Origin of the sequence: Butyricicoccus faecihominis (assembly GCF_024462775.1) — a bacterium.
Classification (GTDB): Bacteria; Bacillota; Clostridia; order Oscillospirales; family Butyricicoccaceae; genus Agathobaculum; species Agathobaculum faecihominis_A.
Genome location: NZ_JANGCE010000020.1, coordinates 1 through 24586, shown reverse-complemented (window position 1 = coordinate 24586; position 24586 = coordinate 1). Strand labels below are relative to the sequence as shown.

Sequence of the window (24586 nt, the reverse complement as noted above, 5' to 3'; positions counted from 1 at the left end):
TTCCCTGCGGTTTTTCGCTATCCGATGATGCGAACCTCGCATTCCAGCTGCACGCCGAACGCCTCCCGCACACGGTTTTGTACGGTTTCGATCAGCTTTAGCATATCCGCGCAGGTCGCGCCGCCGCGGTTGATCAAAAAGCCCGCGTGTTTTTCCGACACCTGCGCCGCGCCGACCGACAGGCCTTTCAGGCCGCATTGTTCGATCAGCTGTCCAGCAAAATGCCCCTCGGGCCGCTTGAACGTACTGCCTGCGGAGGGGTAATTGAGCGGCTGCTTCTCCCGCCGCCGCTGCGCCAGATCGTTCATTTTCAGCAGAATCGCCGCGGGGTCGCCCTCGGCCAGCTCCAGCTCGGCGCGGACGATCGTCCACTCCGGATGGTCGCGGAAAATACTTTTGCGATAGCCAAAGGCATTTTCCGGCCCTTCCGCCATGCAGAGGTTGCCCTCGCCGTCCAGATATTCGGTGCGGCGCACGATGAGCGCCATCTGCCCGTCATACGCGCCGGCATTCATAAATACCGCGCCCCCCAAGCTGCCCGGTATGCCCCCGGCGAACTCCGCGCCGGTCAGGCCCTCGCGCTGGGCGCGCCGCGCGATCGCGGAAAGCAGCGCGCCCGCGCCCGCCGTGATCCGCCCCCGCGTACCGACCGCGATATGATCCATCTCTGCGGTGCAAACGACCGCGCCGCGCACGCCCGCGTCCGACACCAGCATATTGGAACCGTTGCCGACCATCAAATAAGGCGTTTCGGTTTGCCGCAGGCAACGCAGCGCGTTTTGCAGCGCGCCCACGGTTTTGGGCTGTATAAACACATCCGCCGGGCCGCCGATCGCAAAGGTCGTGTGGCGGCTCATCGGCTCGTTTTCATATATTTCAATATCGCTTTCCGCCTCTTGCAGCAAAGCGATCAGTTCTTGCGTTGTTACCATACTCTCCTCCAACACCTTCAGGAAAACTCATATAGAATAGTATACCAAATTTACGCCCTTTGTGCAAAAAATATTTCTGACCCGGCGCACGGTTCCGGTCGGAAAATGCATAGAAAAGCGCCCGGATACCGATCCGGGCGCTTTTCAGAGTACCATCAAACAAAGTTCGTCTTTTATTTCAGCCACAGCTCTTCGTGCTCGCCGCGCCGCGGGCGCGCGAGAAGCTGACGGATGGCGTCCTTAGCGGCAACATCGCGGTACAAAACGCCGTACATCGACTCAACGATCGGCATGGAAACGCCCTGCTTCTGCGCCAGCATATAACCGGCTTCGGTCGCGTAATAGCCCTCTACCGTCGCGCCGACCTCCTCCATGGCCTGCTTCGCGGTCTTACCCTGACCGATCAGGATGCCCGCGCGGCGGTTGCGCGAATGCATCGAGCAGCAGGTAACGATCAGATCGCCCACGCCGGAAAGACCCGCAAAGGTCTCCTGCCGCGCGCCGAGGCGCACGCCCAGACGCGCGATCTCGGTCAGGCCGCGGGTCATAAACGCAGCCTTGGAGTTGTCGCCAAGGCCCAAGCCGTCCGAAATGCCGGCGCCCAGCGCGATGATATTTTTGAACGCGCCGCCCAGCTCCGCGCCGACCAGATCAGCGGAGGTGTACACGCGGAAAAAGCTGTCGTTCATAAAGGCGGCCTGCGTCAGCTCCGCCGCGGCGCGGCTGTGCGAGGCGGCTACGATAGCGGTCGGCACGCTGCGCGCGACCTCCTCCGCATGGGTCGGCCCGGTCAGCGCGACGACGGGGTTCTTGCCTCCCATGGCGCGGTCGATGGTCTCGGAAAAGCGGCAGTAGCCGTTTTTCGCGTCCAATCCCTTGCCCACGTTGACGATGACCGTGCCCGCCGGTACGATGTCCGCGAGCTGCTCCGCCGTTCCCGCGACCGCAAAGCTCGGCACCGCAAGCACGATCAGATCGGCGCGGGCGGCGCCCGAAAGGTCGGTCGTCAATTCGATATTTTCCGGCAAACGAACGCCGGGCAGCAGCTTTTCATTGGCGCGCTTTTCGCGCAGCAGGTCGCACTCCTCCTGCAAATAGGTCCACGAGGTGACCTCGTGCCCATTGCCGCTGAGCAGCATGGCCAAAGCCATGCCCCAGCCGCCCGTTCCAAGTACAAATACCTTCATTGCTTGCTCTCCTCCTCCGGCGCGTTTTCTATCGCCTTTTTGCTGTGAAAGGAAAACCTATTTTCATTTCCATGCAGCATCCGTCCGACATTGGCGCGGTGCATGAAGATGACCGCGACGGCCATGCCAAACGCGATGCCCACCAGTACGGGATCACGGTAAAAAATGAACATGGTGATCGGAAAGCTGGCCGCGCCCAAGATCGAGCCGAGCGAGATCCACCGCGTAAAAAGCACGGCGATCAAGAAGCAGGCCAACGCGATCAAGAAGATGCGCCAATCGAACAGCGCCAGCATCGTCGCGCCGACCAGCACGCCCTTGCCGCCCCGAAAACCGAAATAAACCGGGAACATATGGCCCAATATGACGAAAACACCCGCGAGTAGCTTGCCGAGATTGCCCGCCGCCAACGCGCCGATCGCCACGGCGGCCGCGCCCTTGGCGATATCGCCCAGCAGTACAAGCAGCGTTTTCCCCGCCCCCATGGTGCGGTACGCGTTGGTAAGGCCCGCATTGCCCGAACCATAATCGCGGATATCCTTGTGCAGCGTCATTTTGCATACGATGATCGCAAAGCTCAAAGAACCCAGCAAATAGGCGCTCACCGCGATGATCCCAAATTGCAGCATGGTCATACTGTCGTCACTCCGTTTTCTGTCTTATTCCTTATCGCCGCGCTGCCGCACGACCATGCGCACCGGCGTACCGGTCAGTCCAAACACCTCGCGGATCTGGTTTTCCAGATAGCGCTGGTAGGAAAAATGGAACAGCCGCGCATCGTTGCAGAAGCAGACGAAGGTAGGCGGGCATACGCCTGCCTGCGTCATATAATAAATCTTCAGGCGGCGGCCCTTGTCGGTCGGCGGCTGAACGCGGGCGGTGGCTTCAGCCAAGATCGCGTTGAGCTGGCCGGTCGGTATGCGCATATGGTTCTGCTCATACGTTTCGCAGATCAGCGAAAAAAGCTTTTCCACGCGCTGGCCGGACAGCGCGGAGATGAACAGCACCGGCGCGTAGGGCATATAGGCCAGTCCCTCGCGCACCTGCAAGGTATATTCCTTCATGGTGCTCCCGTCCTTTTCGACGAGATCCCACTTGTTCACCACGATGATGCACGCCTTACCCGCGTTATGCGCCTCGCCGGCCACCTTGGTGTCCTGCTCGGTCACGCCTTCGGTCGCGTCGATCATGATGACGCACACGTCGCTTCGCTCAATCGCGAGAAGCGAGCGCATAACGGAGTACTTTTCTATTTTTTCCTCCACCTTGCTTTTGCGGCGAATGCCGGCGGTATCGACAAAGGTGAATTTGCCGTATGCATTATCGAGTTGCGCGTCCACGCTGTCGCGCGTGGTACCGGCAATATCCGAAACGATCACGCGCTCTTCGCCGAGCACACGGTTCAAAAGGCTGGACTTGCCGACGTTCGGCTTGCCGATCAGCGCCACGCGGATGCGGCCTTGGTCCTCTTCCGCTTCGTCCGCGGGCGGAAAATACTCGTAAGCCGCGTCCAGCAGCTCGCCCATGCCGTAGCCGTGCAGCGCGGAAATGCCGTACGGCTCGCCAAGGCCGAGATTGTAAAATTCGTAAAACTCAGGCTCGGGCTGACCGGGCTTGTCACACTTGTTAACAGCCAGCACGATCGGCTTGCCCGACCGCTGCAGCAAGGCGGCCACGTCCTGATCGGCCGCCGTGATGCCGGTGCGCAGGTCGGTGATCAGGATGATCACATCCGCGTTCGAGATGGCGGTTTCGGCCTGATAGCGCATAAACTGCAATATTTCATTATCGTTCGACGGTTCGATACCGCCTGTGTCGACCACGGTAAAATCGCGTCCACGCCAATCGCTATCCGCATACAGCCGGTCGCGTGTCACGCCGGGCGTATCCTCCACGATGGAAAGCCGCTTGCCCGCCAAACGGTTGAACAGTTGACTTTTGCCCACGTTCGGCCGTCCGACGATCGCGACGATCGGTTTTGACATTGTAAAACCCCCTTTAACTAATTAGCAATGAGAAATTAGTAATTAGTAATTTTGGCGCCGGCTATGCCGGCCATATGATCTGTCGCGCCTTGCGCGATCCATTCATTCCTAACTTCTAACTACTGATTGATTGAAAGATTTTTTCCAAAAGGTCCGCGCCGTCGATCTCAACGGGTACGAGCGGCACGCCGATGGCTTCCGATACCTGCCGGGGCGTTAGATCGTCCAGAAACACGTCGCCGCCGTCGCGCAGCATATTGGCTGAAATCAGCACACGCTCGCCAAGATCGTTTCGGTTTTTCAGTTGTGCGATCAAATCCTGCCCCGTTATCAGACCCGCGACCGATACGCTGTGCCCAAAAAAATTGTTCTGAATCGCGCAAACATTTCCTCTTAAATTATCGCATGCGGCGGCGGCTTCGTCAAGCAGCTTTGCAAGCGAGGGCGCGGCCGCCGTACCGGTCGCTATGGTGAAGGGGCGGGCGGAACGGCCCTTGTAGTCCGGCAACGCCAGACGGAATTCCTCGGCAAACAGCGGCAGCATGCCGATGCCGTTTTCAAACTGGGTAAAATCTTCGTAATAGTCCGCGTCCGGCAGCTCGCGCCGCGCTTTCAGGTACAGCTCATCCCCGCACCAGACAAGGCGCGTGCCGATCTCCCGCAGGCAATCGGCCGCAAAGGGTTCTACGATATCGAGAACTTCCCCCGCGCTTTCCGCCGTGGTCTCCCGCAGCGGATACAGGCCCTCGCGGTGGCGCGTCTGTCCAAACGGAACGACCGAGACACTGCTCACCGCCGGATAGAGAGTCCGCAGATCGCGGAGCGAACGCCGCAGTTCTTCCCCGTCGTTAAGACCCACGCACACCACAAGCTGGCAATTCATCGTAATGCCGCCCGCCGCAAAGCGCTCCATGATCTTCAGCGCCTCGCCCGCGCGCGGATTGCGCAGCATTTCGACCCGAAGCGCGGGGTTTGTCGTCTGCACCGAGATATTGACCGGTGAGATGCGCATGCGCAAAATGCGGTCGACATCGTCCTCGGACAGATTGGTAAGAGAAATATAATTGCCCATCAGAAAGGACATGCGCGCATCGTCATCTTTGACATAAAGCGTTTCCCGCATACCTCTCGGCAGCTGATCAATAAAGCAAAAAACACAGCTGTTGGAGCAGCGCTTCATGCCATCCATCAAATAATGCTCGAAATTCAGACCGAGCGGCTCGCCTTCGCGCTTTTGCACCGACACGTCGCGGATGGTTTGTCCATCCGCCGCCAGCACGCGCAGGGTAAGCGCTGCGTCGTAGCTGTAAAATTTATAGTCCAGCACATCGCGGATCGGCGTGCCGCCGATATCGAGCAGGGTCTCCCCCACGCGAAGCCCGGCCCGTTCCGCCGGACTGCCCGCGTCTATTTGCGTGATCCGTGACGCCATACGGCACACCTCCATCCATAAAAAAACGGAGAAAGCACATCCGCCTTCTCCATTTTCATTCTGTCTAGCCTTACGCTTCCTTGACGGCGACGACCTCGCGGCCGTTGTAATAGCCGCAAGCCTTGCACATTCTGTGGCTCAGCTTCATCTCGCCGCACTTGGGGCACTTGCTCATGCCGGGCAGAGAGAGCTTCCAGTGAGAATTACGGCGCTTGTCGCGACGGGCTTTCGAGATCTTTCTCTTCGGTACTGCCATGGTGGATACACCTCCTACTTTATCTTCTATGATTCTTTTTGACTAATGAAACGTTTACTCGTCCTCTTTCGGATCGAGCAGCGCGCGCAGCGCGGCAAATCGAGGATCGATCTGCTGGCTTTCGCAGTTGCAGGTCACCTTGTTGCGGTCCGCGCCGCAATGCGGACAGAGGCCTTTGCAGTCCTCCTTGCAGAGGTATGTCATTTCGACCTGCAAAATCAACTCGGGCACTAGGATATCCGCCGGATCCACGGTGTCGGTCGTGAGCACTAAGACTTCGTCGTCCTCCTCGGCCTCGGGATCGGTGGTAAGGATCACGTCGGCTTCAGCCGTCAAGAGAACCTCGAGCGGCTCCAGACAACGCGCACAACAAGTCGAATAGATCGTCTTGATCGTTCCCGTCAATCGGATAACGCCCCGCTCGTTGGACACTTCGCCGCTGAGCGTTACCGGACTTTGAAACGGATATGCGCCGTAAAGCTTTTCCTCGCGCAGAGAGATCGTTTCCGAAAACGGTATGGAAGCGACGGCTGCGCCGGTAAGTTTTCTTAAATCAATCTTCATGTCAACCTCACATGGTACATGGAATAGTATACTATACCGCGCTCCCATTTGTCAACCAAAAATTGCGCAAAACGCGGCTTTTTCTGTCCATTCCCTCCCTTTCCCACAGACGGCGCGAATACCTGCCGCGGCATTTGCTTTTTTGATCAAATCCGCTATACTAAAAGGAAGAGAATAACCGGGAAAGGACCCTGCTATGAAAGAGTACAGTATCGCGAAAAACGACAGCGGCCAGCGCCTGAACAAATTTCTTGAAAAAGCGGTGCCGCGGCTTGGCGGCGGCCAGATGCATAAATATCTGCGCCTCAAGCGCATCAAGGTGAACGGCAAGCGGGCCGAGGCTTCGCTCCGCTTGTCCGAGGGCGACCTTGTACAGCTCTATCTCAACGATGCGTATTTCTCCCCCGTGCGGGAGGACGAGGCGTTCCGGCTGATCTCGTCCCCCAAACTCACGGTGATTTATGAGGATGCAAACATTTTACTTGCCGACAAGGCGCCCGGCATGGTCGTCCACGCCGACGAGTCCGGCGACGCCGATACGCTGATCGCGCACATTCAGGCCTATCTGGTGCAGACAGGCGCGTGGGACCCGGCGGACGCCGCGTCCTTCTCGCCCGCCCTATGCAACCGAATCGACCGCAATACCGGCGGCATTGTCGTCGCCGCAAAAACCGCCGAAGCGCTGCGTATATTAAATGAGAAGATCAAGGAACACGAATTGATCAAAAAATATCTGCTGATCGTGCACGGCGCGCCGACGCCGCCCAGCGGTCAGATCGAGAACTTTCTGCGCCGCGATGAAAAGCGCAAGCAGGTCACGTTGCATAGCGCCCGGGTGCCGGGCAGCAAAACGGCGATCACCCGCTACCGCACGCTGGCAAAAAACGGCGGGCTTTCCCTTGTCGAATGCGAACTGCTGACCGGCCGCACGCACCAGATACGCGCCCACATGGCCTCCATCGGCTGTCCGCTGCTAGGCGACGGCAAATACGGGTCAAACGAACAAAACCGGCCGTACCGTGAAAAGGGACAGGCGCTTTACGCCTACTCCCTCACCTTCCGCTTCGGGGACGGCGCGGGCGCGCTCTCCTATTTAAACGGCAAGACCTTCCGGGTCAAGGACATTCCCTTTGTGCGAAAATATTTCCCCGGCTTCCAGCTTTCTTAGGAACACGAAGCATAGGCGCTTCGTCTAAAACAATAGGGAACCTATTAAAGGAGGGAAACATTATGAAAAAGGCGATCTCTATCATTTTATCTGCATGCTTGCTTTTCGGCTCCGCCTTCGCGGCCGAAGCGCCGCAGTCCGACCAGCTCGCCAAGGTGACAAAGCTGGTTAAGGCGCAGATCGACGTCGGCGACCAGTACACCGATTTCAAGGGCTATCAGTCGAGTGAAATGGGCCTAACCTATTGGTCGCTCAGCTGGTCGGGGGACGGCGAATCCCTTGAGGTGCAGGCCGGCGAGGACGGCACGATCTATTCCTATTGGCAAAGAGGGCGAAACAGCGCCTACCGGGACGACTACGCGCCCAAGCTGCCCAAATCAACCCGCGGCGAGGCGCTTGCCGCGGCGGACGCCTTTGTATCCCGCTTGATGCGCGAGAAGGAGGGCTATGTATTTGAAAATGATAACGACGACATTTCGATCTATAACACCGATTCCTGTAGCTTTTCCGGACAGATGACCTATGACGGCGTGCCCACGCCCGTGACCCTGCGCGTGCACGTTTCACTGCCCGATCTGACGGTGACCTCTTATTCCCGCAACGAGGAGCCGCGCATCGGCGCCATTCCCTCCAAAACGCCTGCCGTGACCAAGGAAGCGGCGGCGGCAAAGCTGCGCGCCACAAACGAGCTGCGGCTGGAATACGTGCTGGAAGAAGGCGAAACGCAGGCGGTCTTGCGCTACGTACCGCAGGCTGCAAACGATTTTTATGTGGACGCGCAGACCGGCGCGCTCGTCGATCTGGATCAACTGTACACAAAGGCACGTGACAAAGGCTATGGCGGCGCATACGCCGGTTCCAGTGCGGACGCCGCCGCTGAAAACGGTCTTTCCGCGTATGAACAGGACGCCATAGCGGCGCTGGAAGGCGTGCTGGGTACGGATGCGCTGGATGCGAAGCTGCGCGCCATGCCAGAACTCGGCCTGAACGGCTACAAGCTGTCCGGCGCACAGTACAGTCAGGTGGATGACGAGACCGGCGCGGTCATGTGCCGCCTGCAATATGTAAAAAACGGCACAGACCCCGCGCTGTTTAAATCGGCCGAGGTCGACGCGCGCACCGGCGCGCTGCAATACCTTTCCACCCATGGCGGCGAGGAGATCAAAAACGCTGCCACCACTTATGCGGGCGACGCTGGAAACGCCAAAGCGGCCGCGTTCCTAAAGCGCTATTTTGCCGATCAGGCGGAGCAAACCGCCCTGTACGATACGCTGGATTTCAGCAACCGCTATGTACGCTACACCTATGCGGAGCAGGCCAACGGTCACCCCTACCCCGGCAACGCCTTTACCGTAGGCATAGACCGGCAGAGCGGCTTCGTCGATTCCTTCTACTATACTTGGGACGATAGCGTGACCTTTGACCGTGCGGATGGACTGATCACCGCCGAAAAAGCGCTGGACGCGTACTTTGGCGCGCAGACGGTCACCCTGCAATACGTGGCCGTGCCCAAGGAACTTATCCCTTCCATGCCGGACTACCCGAAATATGCCGATTATTATGCGGCCGGCGGCCGTTACCTGCTTGAATGGAAGCTCGGCTATACCGCCGTATTCGACACGTACTGCCGCGGCGTGGACGCCAAAACCGGCGAAACGCTGTTCCCCACCTCCTCTTGGAACAGCGCAATCTCCTATTCCGATGTTACCGAGGCCTCTCACCCACAGGCCATGACGCTAGCAGAACTGGGCGTCGGCTACCGCGAAGGCACGCTACAGCCGGGCAAAGCGCTGACCCAGCGCGATCTGCTCGTTCTGCTCCTCAGCGCAAACGGCATGTACTATGAGGAGGACACCGACTCTTTGTACGAAGCCGCTTACTCCCACGGTATGCTCACCCGGAGCGAGCGCGCCCCGGATCAGCTCGTGAGCCGCGCGCAGTTGGTCAAAATACTGATCGACGGCACCGGCTTTGGCAAGACCGCCGGCTTGACCGGTATTTACCGCACCTCGTTCACGGATGACGCCGCGATTCCCAGCCAATATTACGGTTATGTCGCCACCGCGCAGGGCATGGGCCTAATCCGCGGCGACGAGCACGGCCGCTTTAACCCGAATGAAACCGCGACGCGGGGGCAGGCCGTCATCGTTCTTTACAACTTCATGGCGCGTTAAACGTCCAAGCCGCGATGCAGCGGCGTTTTGACAAGCTGAACCCGGCAGTCGGTGACTGCCGGGTTCAGCTTTTGTTTTACGTGAATTCAGCCGGAGAATAGGTGCCGTCCTGAATACTTTGCGCCGTGGCGTCGGACAGGTTGTTGTAAACCACGCCCGGTTCCAGCGTAATGCCCTTGATCGCCGCCAGCTCGGATATCGTTACAAACGCATAGGTCTTATCCGTTCGGCTTTGCAGATCGTCGATCGCGGCCAGACAGCCTTCGACCGAGGTGGTGTAAAGGTCGTGCATCAGCACGATATCGCCGTCGCCCGCGGTATTGACAATGGCGCTACGCACGCTTTCCTTATCGCGTATACGCCAATCCTCGGTATCAACGCTCCAGTTGACGATCGGCACGCCGATCGCCTTCATCTGTTCCTTCACGGTTGCGTTTACGCCGCCGCCGACCGGGCGCATGACCGTGGGCCGGTGGCCGGTCTTCTCTTCGATCAGCTTGCTGTTGGATTCCACCTGATCGTATACGCTTTCCGCGTCCAAACCGGAAAGCTTTGCGCCGGGGTGGGTCATCGTATGGTTGCCCAGCTCGTGCCCCTCTTCCAGCAAGCGGTTCATCGTCCCGTCGTAGCCCTTGATGCGTTCGCCCACCATGAAGAACGTGGCGTGCGCGCCGCGCTCCTTCAGGCCGTCGAGCAGATGGGCGGTCAGCCCTTCCGGATATCCGTCCAGCGGGCCGGTCGGGCCGTCGTCAAAGGAAAGCGCGATATAAACATCCGCCTCCGGGATATTGCCGCCGACAGATTGGGTCAGTTCGCTCTGCATGGAATCCAAATAGGCCTTTTGGCTGTCATAGCCGTCCAGCGGGGATTTTGTAAAAGCAAGGGTACCGTTGCCGTCATTCAGATCGCTGTAATGCTCGCCGATCAGCGCGGCAAACAGCTGCGCCGAAACATAAAAGCGGCCGCTGTCCGGATCGGTGTGCGCCGTTAAGTTATCGCCTTTAACGCGCTTGCCGTCCACCTTGGCCTTGCCGTTGTCCTCCACAGTGGATTCACGGCCCAAGACGTTCACCGTCCATCGGTTCTTGTCATCCTTGGATGCCTCGCCGCCCATGGCCGTTACAGCACCTTCCAACGGCACGAATTTTGTCCCGTCATTCTCCATGACCGCGCAGCCGCGCTTGCCCAGAGAATCGGTCATCGACTTTGCTTCGCCGCTGAGCAGCAGCTTATCGGAATCGACGCGCAGCAGCACGCTGCCGTCCACTACCTGTTGACGCGACGGGCCAAGCTTCGGAAGGGCTTCCTCCGCGATCTTCGTGAGCTTTTCATCATCCAACTCCTTTTTGGATTTGGAAACGACGATCAGATCGCCCTTGGTCGCGTCGAGCGTGCCGGTCTTCCAAGAAAGCGCCTCGCAGATCTCGCGCACCGGCACATAGGTCGTACCGTCCACAATGGCGGGCGCGGTTGCCATCGTGCGCGTTTCATCATTAAAGCGCAGCGTTTTGCTGCCAACAGTCACGCGGACCGTATCTTTTTTGTGTGTGATCGAGGCGGTTTTGCTCACCTGCTCCCAGCCCGGCTCTAAGCCTAGGCTTTCGCACATTGCCTTAAGCGGTACAACGGCTGTGCCGCTGTCATCCACAAACGGCGCGGCGCCGCCCATATCCTTTATTTCGCCGCCCACATACGCCTTGGAATTATAAACCTGAAATACCACCTGATTTTTGCTGCCGCCGAATATCGCGCCGGTCACGCCCTTTACCAGCCGGAACCCAACGGGCACCGCGATCACGATCAGTAAAATCAGCGCGATCAACACGCCGTAATGGCTGTTGCGTCTTCGGCGGCGGCGATACCGCCTCGCTTGATAAGGCATTGCTGTTCATTCCTTCCTGCCTATCCTGTTATTGATTTGTCATATCATATGATACTACGAATGATGCTAGAATTGGGTTACAATTCGACAAAAAGCTCGTCTGCAAGCAGTTGAACGCCGATTCCGAGCAGATGTGGGCCAACATACACCCCTAATGTGCAGTCGATCTCGCCCTCCATAAAATTTTCATGGTCCGGCAGGGCGCGCTGCGCCATGGAACGTATCTCTTTCAGCTCGCCCGGCGAATCGCCATGCGCCACGGCAAGGTTAAAACGCGCGCCGCGCGGCACCAGCGCCGTGGCCATTTGCACCATTTTCTCCATGGCGAATTTCCGACCGCGCACCTTGGACACGCTGACCAGTTCGCCGTCCGGAGCAAAAGAAATAATCGGCTTGATCTGCAGCAGCGTTCCAGCCACCGCGGCGATTTTACCGATGCGGCCGCCCTTTTGCAGATATTCCAGCGTATCCACGCAGAAAAAGACATGGGTATCCGCCATCAGGCGCGGCAGCGCGCGGGTCAGCGCATGCCAGCTCCACCCTTCCTCGATCCAGCGCGCGGCCTGCAAAACCGTCATGCCTGTGCCTAGGGAACCGCTCAGCGTATCGAACGCCGCGACCTCCAGCCCGGGCGTATTTTCCCCGACCACGCGTACCAAATTATGCGTGCCGCTTAATCCGCTGGAAAAATTGATGGCCAGCACTTTGGTATATCCGGCGTCCCGGATACGGATAAAGGCGTTTTCCACGGCTTCGCCGCTCGGCAGCGTGGTTTTGGGCAGCTCGGTCTTTAAGCGGCGGTATACCTCGTCCGGCGTGATATCAACATTATCGGAAAATTCGCCATCGAAAAAAATCAGTTTAAGTGGAACAACGTAGATATCATACCTTTTGATCAGATGCGCGGGAATGTCCGCGCAGGAATCGGTCAGCAATGCGATCTTTTGTTGGTTCATAAACCTCTCCCGCTTTTCTTAAAGATCTTCTCCGGCGCTCCAGTTGACGGAATGGGGCGTTCTAACAGGCTTTCGCTGATCGGGCGGCGCGACCTTGACGCCGAAAAAATCATACCACTCGCCGCAAGCGTCGCACTGCCACGCGGTGGCGTCGGTCTCGTCCATGATATAGATCTCGTTGCCGCATTCACAGGTTAAAATAGTCATTGCCGGTTCTCCTTTGCTATATTGACATTAGTATAACACAATGCGCACAGAAAGTCGAACCGAATCGGCATTTTTCACAGTTCGGTCATACTTTTTAAAAAACATACGACCGGTTGGGGGGCGCGGCCAACGCATGACAGAACAGCTATCCCCGAGAAATTCACTGCATTTCTCGGGGATAGCTGTTTCAAGCCATATATTTTTTCAGTACTGCCCGGACAGCGCCGGGCGCTACCGTCATTTCTTCCCAATAACCGATGGTTTTATCCATCAGTCCGCACGCTTGCAGATCGGCTCCGAACAAGTTTCGATTGGATAGGACAGACCGCACAGCCGCTACGCTCTGCTCCCCCACACTTCCTAACGAAATGCCCGACATTTTTTCTTGCAGCCAGCAGAGCAGCGGATCAGCGCTGCAAGAAAACGGCTTTCCCGTATCATCTACGGCCATTAAGTAGCGTATCCAGCCCGCAAGCACAAGCGGAACACAGGTGAGTCCACACGCATTTTCGCCATGGCTTTGTATGGTATAACCAAAGCGCGCCGCTATTTTTTGTGAGGTATCGGTCGCGATGCGCTGCGGGGTGTCCGGAACATAGGGATTGGGCAAACGCAGCTGTAATACCTCTTGCAAGAAATTATTTGGATCCAGCACCACTGGATCGCTCACAACCGGCATCCCCTCCTCACGGCCCAAGCGCCCCACGAGCGCCGCCAGTTCTGGATCCTGCATCTCCGCTGCGATTGAAGTATAGCCGAGCAAGCAGCCATACACTGCAAGCGCGGTTTGCAGCGGATTGAGGCACGCGCTTACCTTCATACGCTCTGCCTTGTGAACGGTTTCCCGGTCGGTAAAAATCGCACCGGCTTGATCAAGCGGCGGACGGCCATTCGGAAAATCATCCTCGATCACCAGATACTGTGGGCGTTCCGCGTTCACGAACGGCGCGATATATGTTCCTTTTTTTGTTATAAACGGTGTGATATCCTGCAAGCCATCAGCCGCGAGCCGCTCCGCCACCGTGCGCTCTGGGCGCGGCGTGATTTTGTCGATCATCGTCCACGGAAACGAGACCATTTGCAGCAGATAGATGCGCTCTCGCTCCGACAATCTGCCTGATTTATACCAGCTGTCCGCAATGTACAGAACGCTTTGCCGCAGCCTGTCTCCATTTTGCGAACAATTATCCATGGAGACAAGCGCGATCGGCGCGCCGCAGCTATGCATGCGGTGCAACAGCAATTCCGTCAGCCGGGCCATGAAGGATCGACTGTTTCCCGGCGCGGCTTTCAGATCGAGCGCGACTTCGGGCAGCAAGCGCTGCTCGCCGTCATACAGTGCATAGCCCTTTTCTGTGATGGTAAAGGTGGCCATTTGCAGCGATGGCGCGGCGAATATCTGTTCTATCCGCGCCCTATCTTGCTCTAAAACCAGCGTCTCCGTGACCGAGGCGATCACTTCCTTTTCTATTGCACCATCCGGTTCCAGTGTGATGTGTATGGTAAGATCATCAGATCGTCTAAAACATCCGGCAACGATCTCATCGTCATAGCCTTCGCAGGTAATGACGCCCCGCTCCATTGCGCCGCTGTTCAGCAGGCGCTGCGCCAACACCGCCGGAAACGCGCGGAACAGGTTCCCTGCTCCAAAGTGCAGCCATATCGGCTGTTCACGCGTTTTTCGCGCCACCGCGTCGAAATCAAACTCTGGTAATAAGTAGCCTTTCCATAGCCGCTTATCATGCAGCGATGCCTTTGACAATTTTGTCATTTCCAGTCCTCCTTGCGCCTTTTGCACGTGTCCGCGCCCTCAGTCTCTGCTTTCTTATCATCCCGTGGTGATGGAGGCGGGGTATCCCCGCCTCCATCACACAAGAGAAGAAGAGAAAGAGGAAGGCAAATCAAACGCTTTATTCATAAAAGTACGGAAAGTGCCGGTAGCTTTGATCCGCTTGCAGATCGTGCGAGTAAATTAACTTGGCTTTATGCTCTCGCTCGATACGGCGAAGCTTGATTACGCTCTTTTCGTATCCTAAGCTGTCATATAGGATGGCGGTCGGATGAACCGGCGGGCCGTAATTGATCCGCGAGCTGCATGCATCATTTGGAAATAGATAATTCCCGCTTTCCAGTTCGAGCAGAAGCGCACCCACAGCCGGTGTATGACCGGGCAGCAACAACACTTTAACGCCCGGAAACAATTCAGTATCCTCCTCCAACAAATGATAAGCAATGCCCGGCGCGGTCATGATACTGCGCCAATAAGGGGATTCGGTCGTTTGTTCATTATCCGCCGTTAAAGCAGCCAGACAGCCCTGTACAAAGTCCTCTTTCGGCACAAAAACGTTTTGCGCTGCGTGCGTTCCTTTAAAAAACTTGATGCCACCCGCATGGTCGTAATGCATATGGGATAGGATGATATGCGAAACCTCGGATAGCTGCACGCCATAGCGCGGCAGAATGCGGTCTATATAATCCTCACGGCGCATTTGCGGTCTAAAATACTCTTTCCAATAAACCGGACGCGGAACACCGTCCTCGCCGTCCGGAAAATCACCTACATCATAAAGGATGTACCCAACTTTGGGGTGCCGGATCAAGATAAAGGAGGCTGGATATTCCGTAAATACGCTTTCTGCCCGAGGATGATGCGCGGTCGCGGGATTGGGCACCGCTACGTTCCACGCTGGATCGTTCCAGATCGAACCATACCGAATAATTGCAAACGCAAGGCCTTTCATATACTTCCGCTCCTTTGCCATTGAGGATCAGTCGTCTTTTTTCAGACTGCTCAGCAGCAGACCGGCCAAAATGATGATCCCTTGTATGATGCTCTGATCGCCGCCGTCCATATGGAGCACCGCGACCAGACTGGACATAACGACCATAAACAGGCTCGCCGCGACTGTACCCGAAATGCTGCCCTTGCCGCCCGTAAAGGCGGCGCCGCCAAGCAGCGCGACTGCAATCGATCGCGTCTGATAATCCTCGCCGAGCTGCAAGCTGGCCGTGCCGATATAAGCCGATATTTGAAGCCCGGCCAGCGCCGCAAACACGCCGCACAGCATATAGCAAAGCAACTGGATGCGCACATGGTCCACACCGGACTGATAAACTGCCATAGGATTTACGCCGGTCGCAACGATATACCGCCCAATCGGAAGAAATTTCATCATCAGTACCACCAAAACGGTAATGACCGCCCAAACGATCGCGGCCATTGGGATTCCGCCCGCAAATCCGGTGCCGAGAAACCGGAAATTATCCGGGATTGATCCTTTGGGCGAACCGCCGCTGTACAGCAGTGTGACACCGAGCAGCAACGTGCTCATACCAAGCGTGACAACAAAACTCGGCATATGTAGAACCGCGCACAGCAAACCGTTGACCAGCCCGATCACCGCGCCTATGCAGATGCAGAACAGCGCGACCGGCAACGCCTTTGACGGATCATTCATCATCATCTGCGCTGCTACCACGTCCACCAGCACCATGACAGCCGCAACCGACAAGTCTAGCCCACCGATCAGCATGACGATCGTCTGACCGATCGAAGCAAGGATCATAGGCGCAGCCTGACGGGTAAAATCCAACAAATGCGCGGGTTTGACTGAATTCGGAGAGACAAGGCCAAGCACGATCAGCAGCGTGATCAATCCCCATAGAATAATCGGAATATCCCGTTTTTGCATCATCCCTTTTACTTGTTTTACAAGCCCACCGATCATTGCGGCCCCTCCTTTCGCCGGCTCTTAACCGAAAACACCAACACAGTGATAAGCAGGACCAAGCCCTTGAACACATATTGGTAATATGAGCTGACGCCTATCATATTCAAAATATTGCTGATGCCGCTGAGGATCAAGGTAGAGGCCAGCAATCCGACGATATTTCCCTGTCCACCAAACAGGCTGATGCCTCCCAATACGCAGACTGTAACAGAATCCATGCCGGTTAGGTCACCCAGCGTGGCGTCCCCCGATCCCATGCGCGCAGCGACGCAGATGCCGCCGACCGCCGCAATAACTGAACAAAGAACATGAGCCTGCACCCGCACACGCCCGACCGGTATGCCGGATAGCGCCGCTGTCGCCGCATTTCCGCCTATTGCATAAAGGTTGCGTCCAAAGCGTCGATGATGCAGCAGCCAAATAAGCGCGGCACCCAGAACGCTCCAAAGGAGAAGCGCATGTGGGAAAATACCGACGCGGCCAAATAACAGATCCATAAAGCCATACGGAATAGAGCCGCCCGGCACCGGTCGAATCTTCAACGCAATCCCATTGACCATGCACATTGTCGAGAGCGTCATAATGAACGGAGGAATGCGCAGCCGCACAATGCCAAAGCCGTTGAACGCACCTACGAGTGTCCCCGCCGCTACTGTGATACCCAGATTGAGCAGCACGCCCGGCGCTCCCGGCAGCAGCTCCACCGACATGATCGCAGTCGACAAGCTGACGACAGCGCCGACCGAAAGGTCAATGCCAGCTAAAAGAATCGCCAGCGCCTGCCCCAGCGACACGATACCCAGACCAACCGCCTGTTCGGCAATATTACCCAGATTAACAGTGGTAAGAAACCGCGGGGAGGATACCGTGCCGATAAGCAGCACGGCAAATAGCAGCGCATAGACGATACATAGGTTATCGTACTTCCTGATCAATACCCGTATTTTCATACTGCCGCTCCCTCCTCCGCCACATTGGTCGCCAGACGCATCACGCTTTCCTCGGTCGCCTCTCGCGCGGACAACTCCCCTGTCACGCCGCCGTCATATACGACAAGGATACGGTCGCTGACGTGGAGCACTTCCATTAAATCGCTTGAAACAAGGAGGATCGCCACCCGGTCTCGGCGCGCCAAAGTCTTTAAAAGGTTATAAATCTCCACCTTGGCCGCAACGTCGATACCGCGCGTCGGCTCGTGCACCAGCAATATTTGCGGCGCGGGAGACAGACACCGGCCAAGCAGCACCTTCTGCTGGTTGCCGCCGGATAGCTTGCGCACTGTTTCTTCCGCGCTTTCCGCCTTGATGTTCAGCAACTCCATATATCGCCGCGCCTCTTGTTTTTCTGCGCGTATGGTCAAAAACGGTCCTTTTTGTAGTCTGTGGAACACCGGCAGGCTGATATTCCGGTATATCGGCAGGTCGAGGCACAGCCCTTCGTTCTTGCGGTCGTCCGTTAAAAAAGTAAAGCCCAGCGCCATCGCGGAGTGTGTATTGCGCAGCGCGGCGCTCTTACCGTTAACCAGAATTTCTCCGGCGACCGGCTGATGCAAGCCGAATAACGCGCGCAATATTTCGCGCTGCCCCTGCCCCTCCAATCCGGTGATGCTCAAGATCTCTCCAGCGCGTACAGAAAAGCTTGCGGGTGCCTTGCCCGGAGCTATCACCATGTTCCGAACCTCAAGCCGCACGTCTCCTGGGCACGCGTCATCGCGCGGCGGAAAAATATTATCGAGCTTGCGGCCCACCATCCGTCTGACCACCTCGTCCTTTGTTGTATCCTGTGTGCGCAGCGCCGCGGACACGACACCATCCCTGAGTACGGTAATACGGTCGGAAATGTCAAACACCTCATTCAAGCGGTGCGATATGTAGATGATCGTCCGTCCGTCGTCACGCAGCCGCCGCATAATCTCAAAAAGAGTTTTTACCTCAACTGGCGTCAATGCGGCGGTCGGTTCATCCATAATAATAATCTGCGTGTTAAGCTCAATCGCTTTCATGATTTCAACCATCTGCTGCTGTGCGACCGTTAGGCGGCATACCGCCTTGTCGGGATCTGAATCCATATGGAGCATGGCCGCTAGCGCGGCGGTTTTGGACCGCATCGCGGCAACATCGATATTGCCGTTTTTTTTGCAAAGCTGCCGACCCAGAAATACATTTTCCGCAATGCTGAGGTGGGGCACCAAATTGAATTCTTGATGGATGATACTGACACCGGCCTGCTGCGCTTGCAAAGGATTGGTAAACCGCACCGGTTCGCCGTTGATAAACAGTTCTCCCGAAGTCGGCTGATAGACGCCGGAAATAATGCGCATCAGCGTTGATTTTCCGGCGCCGTTTTCACCAACCACCGTGTGTATCTCTCCGGACGTACAGGTAAAATTTACATGATTTAACACCAGATTATCATAAAACGATTTACAAATATCTCTTGTTTCCAAAACCGTACGTCCCATATCAAGCCCTCGCTTTCGTTTTTACTCCAAATAGTATTGATCCGCGACCGCCTTATCCATTTTGGTGTTGCACCAATACGAATCAGAGTACTCCGGGCGCACATACTGGTCGATATCAGCATCCGTGATCGTCGGTACCGGGATATAATTGTACTTTTCGACCGGTTCGCCGTTTAGCGCGCTCAGTGCGGTATCAAGCGCCACAGCGCCCATCCAGCAAGGATCGCTCGCGGCGACCGCCTTAAATCCGTCCGGCTGTGCGGCTTTCCATGCCTTTAGAAAGCCGTTTCCATCCTCGCCGGTCATTGGCACCAACGGGCGCCCGGCCGCTTGAAATGCTTCCAGCGCGCCCTGCGTCATCGCGCCGCCCTGTGACCAAACGCCGTCGATATCGGGATATGCCGCCAGCGCCTGTTCAGCCGACTGTTTGCCCTTGTCATAGGCCCAATCTGCATAATAGGTCGCAAGGATGTTGATATTTTCTCCACCGTCCGGCAACTCCTTAAGCGCTTTATGCAATCCATCTTCCCGCATTTCGTTTACGCCGCTTCCCGCCGTTCCGTCCAGCACAATGATGTTCCCCTTACCGTCCAGTTCATTGACCAACCATTTGCCTATGGTATAGCCGAATTCGACCGCGTCCGTGCCCACATAGCTGGTAAACGCGCTTTCATCCTCCACCTCGGAATTGAACACGATGACCGGTATGTTTTGTGACAGCGCCTTTTTTGTCACGGCATTCGTGACGGTGGTCGATCCCGGCGCAACCAACAGCGCGTCAATCCCGCGCGCCATCAAATCCTGTATGTCTGAAACCTGTTTGGAGGTGTCGTTACCCGCATCCGTCACGTATAACGTAACGCCTTTTTCCTGCGCGGCAGTTTCCAGCTCGCGCACCATTTGCATGCGCCATGTGTTTACAACTGAAATATTGGAAAAGCCAATGATATACGGCCCCTCCTTCTGAAACTGTGAAGTGTCCACCATGCCTTCCGGCACATTCGCCGCGCCGATCTGTGAACCACCGCTGTTGTCCTCACCCATTTTTTCGGTTACCGATTCTCCGTTACCACTACAGGCGGTGAGTGTCAACATACCCGCCAAAAGCAGGCTGGTCAGTGATAAGCCTCTCTTTTTCATGTTTCGCTCCTCCTTTTTGTTTTACATGTTCTCCGGCCGATTGGTCTTTAATGTATCCATAGTATAACAACCTATTCGCACTGCGAAAATCCTGAAATATACGAAATTTTTTCACCATCGGGTCTTTTAACAATAATTTATGATAAAATATCATACCCCTTTTACTCTTTGTATTTTTCTCCTATGGAATTTCCATCTTCGCTATTTTTATTGGCTCTTTAGCAAACATTTTTCTTCAATTGTGCATTTTTTGGAATTTGTTGCCGGTTGCAACCCGTTTCGTCTTACGGTATCATTGAAATAGAATATTTTGTTATTCTCTCTAGCATTTATTATCACCTTAAGAGGGAGGCGCAGTATGTCCGTCAGAAAATCTTTATTAGCGGTGATCACTTTGATCATCGCCGGTATGCTGTTTGTCGAAGGGCGCGTGTTGTTTGCCGCACCCGACGGCGATCAGCCATCTCCTAAGACCGTGATCGGTTTGGTTCTGACCGATTGCGAAGACGACTGGAAAACACAAATGTATGATGCTGTTCAGCAGGCCGCGCGACGCAGGCGGATTCAGGTAACGATTATCCAGACGTCGCGCACGCAATCCGACCAGATTGACGCGATCCGCACCCTTCTGGTCTATCGTACCGATGCGATTATTTTTTCTCCCGTTATGGAAAACGGTTGGGAGTATATCCTTTCAGAAGCGGAAGAGGCACAGATTCCACTGATCACGATCAACGAGCGCTTATCGCAGTCGAATAACGCGGATCTGCAAAAAGAAGCTTATCCGGTTTATCATATCGGCTTTGATTATTATGCCTTGGCAGGACAGCTTGCCGCGACGCTACTGCAAGTTCAGGGCGAACAACCCTTTTGGCTCGTGCAGCTCAATGGAACCGTGGCTTCCTCCGTCGCGCATGATATTTCAAATGGGTTTCGCGATACGCTGGTCGCGTCCGGCCGAAACCAGCAAAACTTCAGCGTCAACGGCGACTATATGCGTTCGCGGGCGCAAGAGCTGATAGGGGCGCTCCTGCATAACTCCTATCAGTTCGACACCGTACTTTCCTGTAACGACGCAATGACACTTGGTGCCGTCGACGCTTTGCGAGAAAACGGCCTGCGCCCAGGTCGGGATGTACATATTTTCTCTCTTGGCGGCGGTGAATCGGTTCTAGAGGCTTTTAGCGCCGGAGAAATCAACGTTCTCGGACGTTGCGACCTGACTGATTTCGGCGAAACGGTTATAGATACCGTGCTGCGTTTGCAGGACGGCGAAACACCGGACAAGAGCGTGCTGCTGCCCGGAACACTGCTTGTCAATGGAGAATCCGCTGTATGAAATATACGAAAAAAGCGCAAAGCATCCGCCGCCAGCTTCATTCCGCCTACCTGTTTATCGTCAGTTTACTCGCCGTCCCAACCATACTGCTGCTGGTGTTTTTACTTCCCATGACCGCGCGTTACCATCAGCATATCGGTTACATCGCGGACGCGCGCGACATTGTTGGACTGTCCGGCTCGCAGCTGGAAACCGAGCTTTGGAACATTGTCGCCGGCAATCAAGCATATGAGACCGGCGGACAGCGGCGTATCATGGAAGAAATATCACGCAGGCTCGACCATTTGCTCTATGAAACCGAAACCTATGAAAGCCGCCAGCAGGTGCGGGCGGCCATGCAGCTTGTTGAAACACTGAACACCTATATTGGACAACTCGGCGCGCCCCCTTATCGTCACTCTTCCATGTACTCCAATGAACAGACGCTGCGCGAGATCCGCAGCGTTTCCGGCCTGCTCGGCACCGTATTGCAAGAGTATATATATATTGAAATCGGTGTGATCGCGGATATCAACCAATCGCTGCGCGCATCAGCCGTTGTCATTACGTTGCTCGCCGCGCTCCTGTTGCTTATCATCGTAGTGCTGTCCGTCGATTCATGCCGATCGGTACAGCAGGATATCCGCGAACCAATCAGCTGTCTGGAAACCATGGCGGTGCAGCTTGCCGCCGGCCATCTGGATGCGCGCGCCGCACCGCCCGCCGTGTCCGAGTTATCCACGCTGACGCAAAGCCTCAACACGATGGCAGATCAGCTTGATGAACTGATCGACAGCCGCATTGCCGATCAACGCAATCTGCGCAAGGCTGAAATGCGCACATTGCAAGCGCAGATCACACCGCATTTTATCTACAATACGCTGGATACCATTGTTTGGCTCGCACAGCAAAAAGAAAATGAAGCCGTGGTCGATCTTACAATGGCGCTGACCCAGTTCTTTCGCATCTCTCTCAGCGGCGGCGGCGATTTTATCACAGTCGGTAAAGAGGTAATGCATGTTGAAAGCTATTTACAGATTCAAAGTGTGCGGTACGGAAACATCATGCAGTACAAAATCGATATTGACGAAGCGTTGCGCGAGTACCATATTTTAAAATTGCTTCTTCAGCCGCTTGTTGAAAACGCCATTTATCATGGAATCAAAAAAAAGCGCAGCCGAGGCTGCATATCGGTATCTGCAAAGCTTAACCCTGACCGCACGATGACATTTACCGTATCCGATACCGGTATTGGCATGACGGAAGCGCAGCTTAAGTCGCTGCGCGGCGCGCTCCAATCTGAGAATGCCCCGCGCTCCGGATTTGGCCTGTATAACGTCAACCAGCGTATCCGTATGTATTACGATACCCCCGGATTGACGATTGAAAGCGTTTATAAAAGCGGTACCATGGTTTCGTTCACCATTCCCAGCCACTTGGCATAACGGAGGATAAATTATGTATAGTTTATTTATTGTGGACGATGAAGAAGTGATCCGCAAGGGCATCCGCGAATTGCTCCAGAGCGCGGCAAACGCGTATACGATCTGCGGTGAAGCGCCGGATGGCGAACTGGCTTTGCCTATGATTCAGGAGCTTAAGCCCGACATTGTATTGACTGATGTTTGTATGCCCTTTGTCGACGGTCTGGAACTCGGCGCGATGATCCGAAAAAAACTGCCGTGGATTCATCTTTTAATTTTGAGCGGTCACGATGAATTTGAATACGCGCAAAAGGCGATCTCCCTCGGCGTTGACGAATACATTCTAAAGCCGTTTACGCTGCCACAGTTGCTCGGCAGCCTAGACAAAGCAGTACATAAGATCGAGGAGGAGCGCACTACTTACTTTGCGGGAGCGGACGATCCGCCAGATACTAAACACAGGCTGCTCGTCGGGCACCTGCTGAACGGTCTGGTTGATGAATGCTTCTCTTCTTCTGAATCGCTTGAGCGCGCGCAAAAACTAGGAATATCTCTTTCCGCGCGGCAGTATCTTGTATGTTGTCTTGACGTGCGCACTACTTCAGAACCGCCCGACGGCATGCTGCGCCGGCAATTTTACATACTGCTCGACCGAATCCTCGCAGATCGGCCGGATTCGCTTTGGGCGGCGCGCGGCGACGGCTTTCTTGTGCTTCTTCGAGCCGGCAGCGGCGATGCCGCGCTGGAATCCGCATATGAGATCGCACAAGCGCTGAAGCATGAAACAAAAAGACTGCTGAACGCCGGACTATCCGTCGGAATCGGCTCGGTCGTATCGCGCCTGAGCGAATTTGCGCAGTCCTACCGCGATGCAAGCCGATCACTCGGCGGATTGGTGGGCCAGCCGCACGGTTCCATTCTCAGTTCGCTTGACCTTGAGCATGGACTTTATCCGCGGTTTGATTTTACGGATGCGGTACCGCTTGCGGATAGGCTACAGCATGTTTCTCAGGAAGATATCGATTTTTTGCTTGCGCAGCATTTCGGTGCAGCTCAGGATGAGGATCAATCCAGTTTGCTGTATCGATATTATCTGCTCGCCGATCTGGTCGTTTCTTCTATGCGGCTATTGCGGCGGATCAATGCAGAACAGCCTCCGCTCCTGCGAGATACGGGTGACAGTGAAACCCTCATGCAGGCGGCCTTAACCTACGACAGCACCCTCTCCTATGCGCGCAAGATGATCGAAGCCGTAGTGTCCCAACGCGACTGCCGGCGGGGCGGGCATTATGGTGAAGAGCTTCAACGCGCAAAAGCATATATCCGGGAACACTATGCGGACAGCGACCTGTCGCTTAACACGGTCGCTGCTGAAGCCGGTTTTAGCCCCAACCATTTTAGCACTGTGTTTTCACAGCAGGTAGGGCAAACCTTTATTGAGTATTTAACGCGATTTCGTATTGAGCAAAGCAAACGACTGTTGCGGGAAACCGATCTGAAGCTATCCGACATCACTTATGCGATCGGATACAGTGAACCGCATTATTTTAGTTATATTTTTAAAAAATACGCAGGTGTTTCCCCCAGCATCTATCGAAAGCAGGAAAACCCAACAGCTCAATAAAAACATTCTGGAGCACGCGTTCACGCCCCGCGACCTTGGCCGTAGCGCTACCGGTTCCTTCAGCATCAGTAATATACAGTCACTCGGTGTTATCGTTTTCTACACAGCACGACAGCGACCGCCAAATGGCGGCCGCTCAGCGGGT

General features: G+C 55.6%; 21 protein-coding genes. 5 read left to right on the top strand and 16 right to left on the bottom strand.

What is annotated here, in order from left to right:
* Positions 1-17: 17 nt before the first annotated feature.
* The 7 genes from murB to NE562_RS10910 form a co-directional block, all read right to left on the bottom strand.
* On the bottom strand, positions 18-932 hold the full coding sequence (gene murB, locus NE562_RS10940; protein ID WP_280962459.1) for a UDP-N-acetylmuramate dehydrogenase: 915 nt from the start codon (positions 930-932) through the stop codon (positions 18-20).
* A 173-nt stretch (positions 933-1105) separates the two neighbouring features.
* Positions 1106-2119, bottom strand: coding sequence for an NAD(P)H-dependent glycerol-3-phosphate dehydrogenase (locus NE562_RS10935; RefSeq protein WP_280962458.1), 1014 nt, complete (start codon positions 2117-2119; stop codon positions 1106-1108).
* Positions 2116-2754, bottom strand: a complete 639-nt coding sequence (plsY, locus tag NE562_RS10930) for a glycerol-3-phosphate 1-O-acyltransferase PlsY (RefSeq protein WP_280962457.1) — start codon at positions 2752-2754, stop codon at positions 2116-2118. Before plsY ends, NE562_RS10935 begins: the two co-directional genes overlap by 4 nt.
* Positions 2755-2778: 24 nt before the next feature.
* Positions 2779-4104, bottom strand: a complete 1326-nt coding sequence (gene der, locus NE562_RS10925; RefSeq protein ID WP_280962456.1) for a ribosome biogenesis GTPase Der — start codon at positions 4102-4104, stop codon at positions 2779-2781.
* Between the two features lie 115 nt (positions 4105-4219).
* Complete coding sequence (locus NE562_RS10920) at positions 4220-5536, bottom strand: DUF512 domain-containing protein (protein ID WP_280962455.1); 1317 nt, start codon at positions 5534-5536, stop codon at positions 4220-4222.
* Positions 5537-5606: 70 nt separating this feature from the next.
* Entirely contained in the window at positions 5607-5792 is a 186-nt protein-coding gene (gene rpmF / locus NE562_RS10915; RefSeq protein WP_280962454.1) for a 50S ribosomal protein L32, read from the bottom strand.
* 54 nt (positions 5793-5846) lie between these two features.
* Positions 5847-6356, bottom strand: coding sequence for a YceD family protein (locus NE562_RS10910; RefSeq protein WP_280962453.1), 510 nt, complete (start codon positions 6354-6356; stop codon positions 5847-5849).
* 196 nt (positions 6357-6552) lie between these two features.
* Between NE562_RS10910 and NE562_RS10905 the strand changes: the two genes are divergently transcribed.
* Both NE562_RS10905 and NE562_RS10900 read left to right on the top strand, forming a co-directional pair.
* Positions 6553-7524: an RluA family pseudouridine synthase gene (locus NE562_RS10905; protein WP_280962452.1), complete on the top strand. Its 972-nt coding sequence runs from the start codon at positions 6553-6555 to the stop codon at positions 7522-7524.
* Between the two features lie 62 nt (positions 7525-7586).
* Positions 7587-9698: an S-layer homology domain-containing protein gene (locus tag NE562_RS10900; protein WP_280962451.1), complete on the top strand. Its 2112-nt coding sequence runs from the start codon at positions 7587-7589 to the stop codon at positions 9696-9698.
* A gap of 76 nt (positions 9699-9774) precedes the next feature.
* Here NE562_RS10900 and NE562_RS10895 read toward each other — a convergent pair whose 3' ends face one another.
* The 9 genes from NE562_RS10895 to NE562_RS10855 all read right to left on the bottom strand — a co-directional run bounded on the left by NE562_RS10895 (position 9775) and on the right by NE562_RS10855 (position 20075).
* The gene (locus NE562_RS10895; protein WP_280962450.1) at positions 9775-11580 is read right to left on the bottom strand and encodes a polysaccharide deacetylase family protein; all 1806 of its coding nucleotides are present in this window, start codon (positions 11578-11580) and stop codon (positions 9775-9777) included.
* A 77-nt stretch (positions 11581-11657) separates the two neighbouring features.
* Positions 11658-12536: a DegV family protein gene (locus NE562_RS10890; protein WP_280962449.1), complete on the bottom strand. Its 879-nt coding sequence runs from the start codon at positions 12534-12536 to the stop codon at positions 11658-11660.
* A gap of 18 nt (positions 12537-12554) precedes the next feature.
* Positions 12555-12743, bottom strand: a complete 189-nt coding sequence (locus NE562_RS10885) for a hypothetical protein (protein ID WP_280962448.1) — start codon at positions 12741-12743, stop codon at positions 12555-12557.
* Positions 12744-12930: 187 nt separating this feature from the next.
* Positions 12931-14514, bottom strand: coding sequence for a mannitol dehydrogenase family protein (locus tag NE562_RS10880; protein ID WP_280962447.1), 1584 nt, complete (start codon positions 14512-14514; stop codon positions 12931-12933).
* Between the two features lie 139 nt (positions 14515-14653).
* A complete protein-coding gene (locus NE562_RS10875; RefSeq protein WP_280962446.1) occupies positions 14654-15484 on the bottom strand; it encodes an N-acyl homoserine lactonase family protein in 831 nt (276 codons plus the stop codon).
* Positions 15485-15511: 27 nt separating this feature from the next.
* Entirely contained in the window at positions 15512-16471 is a 960-nt protein-coding gene (locus NE562_RS10870) for an ABC transporter permease (RefSeq protein WP_280962445.1), read from the bottom strand.
* On the bottom strand, positions 16468-17424 hold the full coding sequence (locus NE562_RS10865; RefSeq protein WP_280962444.1) for an ABC transporter permease: 957 nt from the start codon (positions 17422-17424) through the stop codon (positions 16468-16470). The genes NE562_RS10870 and NE562_RS10865 overlap by 4 nt, the downstream gene beginning before the upstream one ends.
* Entirely contained in the window at positions 17421-18878 is a 1458-nt protein-coding gene (locus NE562_RS10860) for a sugar ABC transporter ATP-binding protein (protein ID WP_280962443.1), read from the bottom strand. The genes NE562_RS10865 and NE562_RS10860 overlap by 4 nt, the downstream gene beginning before the upstream one ends.
* A gap of 78 nt (positions 18879-18956) precedes the next feature.
* Positions 18957-20075 (bottom strand): ABC transporter substrate-binding protein, encoded by a 1119-nt coding sequence (locus NE562_RS10855; protein WP_280962442.1) that lies wholly within the window; start codon positions 20073-20075, stop codon positions 18957-18959.
* A 358-nt stretch (positions 20076-20433) separates the two neighbouring features.
* Between NE562_RS10855 and NE562_RS10850 the strand changes: the two genes are divergently transcribed.
* From NE562_RS10850 to NE562_RS10840, 3 genes are read left to right on the top strand one after another with little or no spacing between them, the layout of a single operon-like run.
* Positions 20434-21414, top strand: a complete 981-nt coding sequence (locus tag NE562_RS10850) for a substrate-binding domain-containing protein (protein ID WP_280962441.1) — start codon at positions 20434-20436, stop codon at positions 21412-21414.
* Positions 21411-22838 (top strand): sensor histidine kinase, encoded by a 1428-nt coding sequence (locus NE562_RS10845; RefSeq protein ID WP_280962440.1) that lies wholly within the window; start codon positions 21411-21413, stop codon positions 22836-22838. Before NE562_RS10850 ends, NE562_RS10845 begins: the two co-directional genes overlap by 4 nt.
* A gap of 13 nt (positions 22839-22851) precedes the next feature.
* Entirely contained in the window at positions 22852-24441 is a 1590-nt protein-coding gene (locus NE562_RS10840) for a response regulator (RefSeq protein WP_280962439.1), read from the top strand.
* Positions 24442-24586 lie beyond the last annotated feature (145 nt).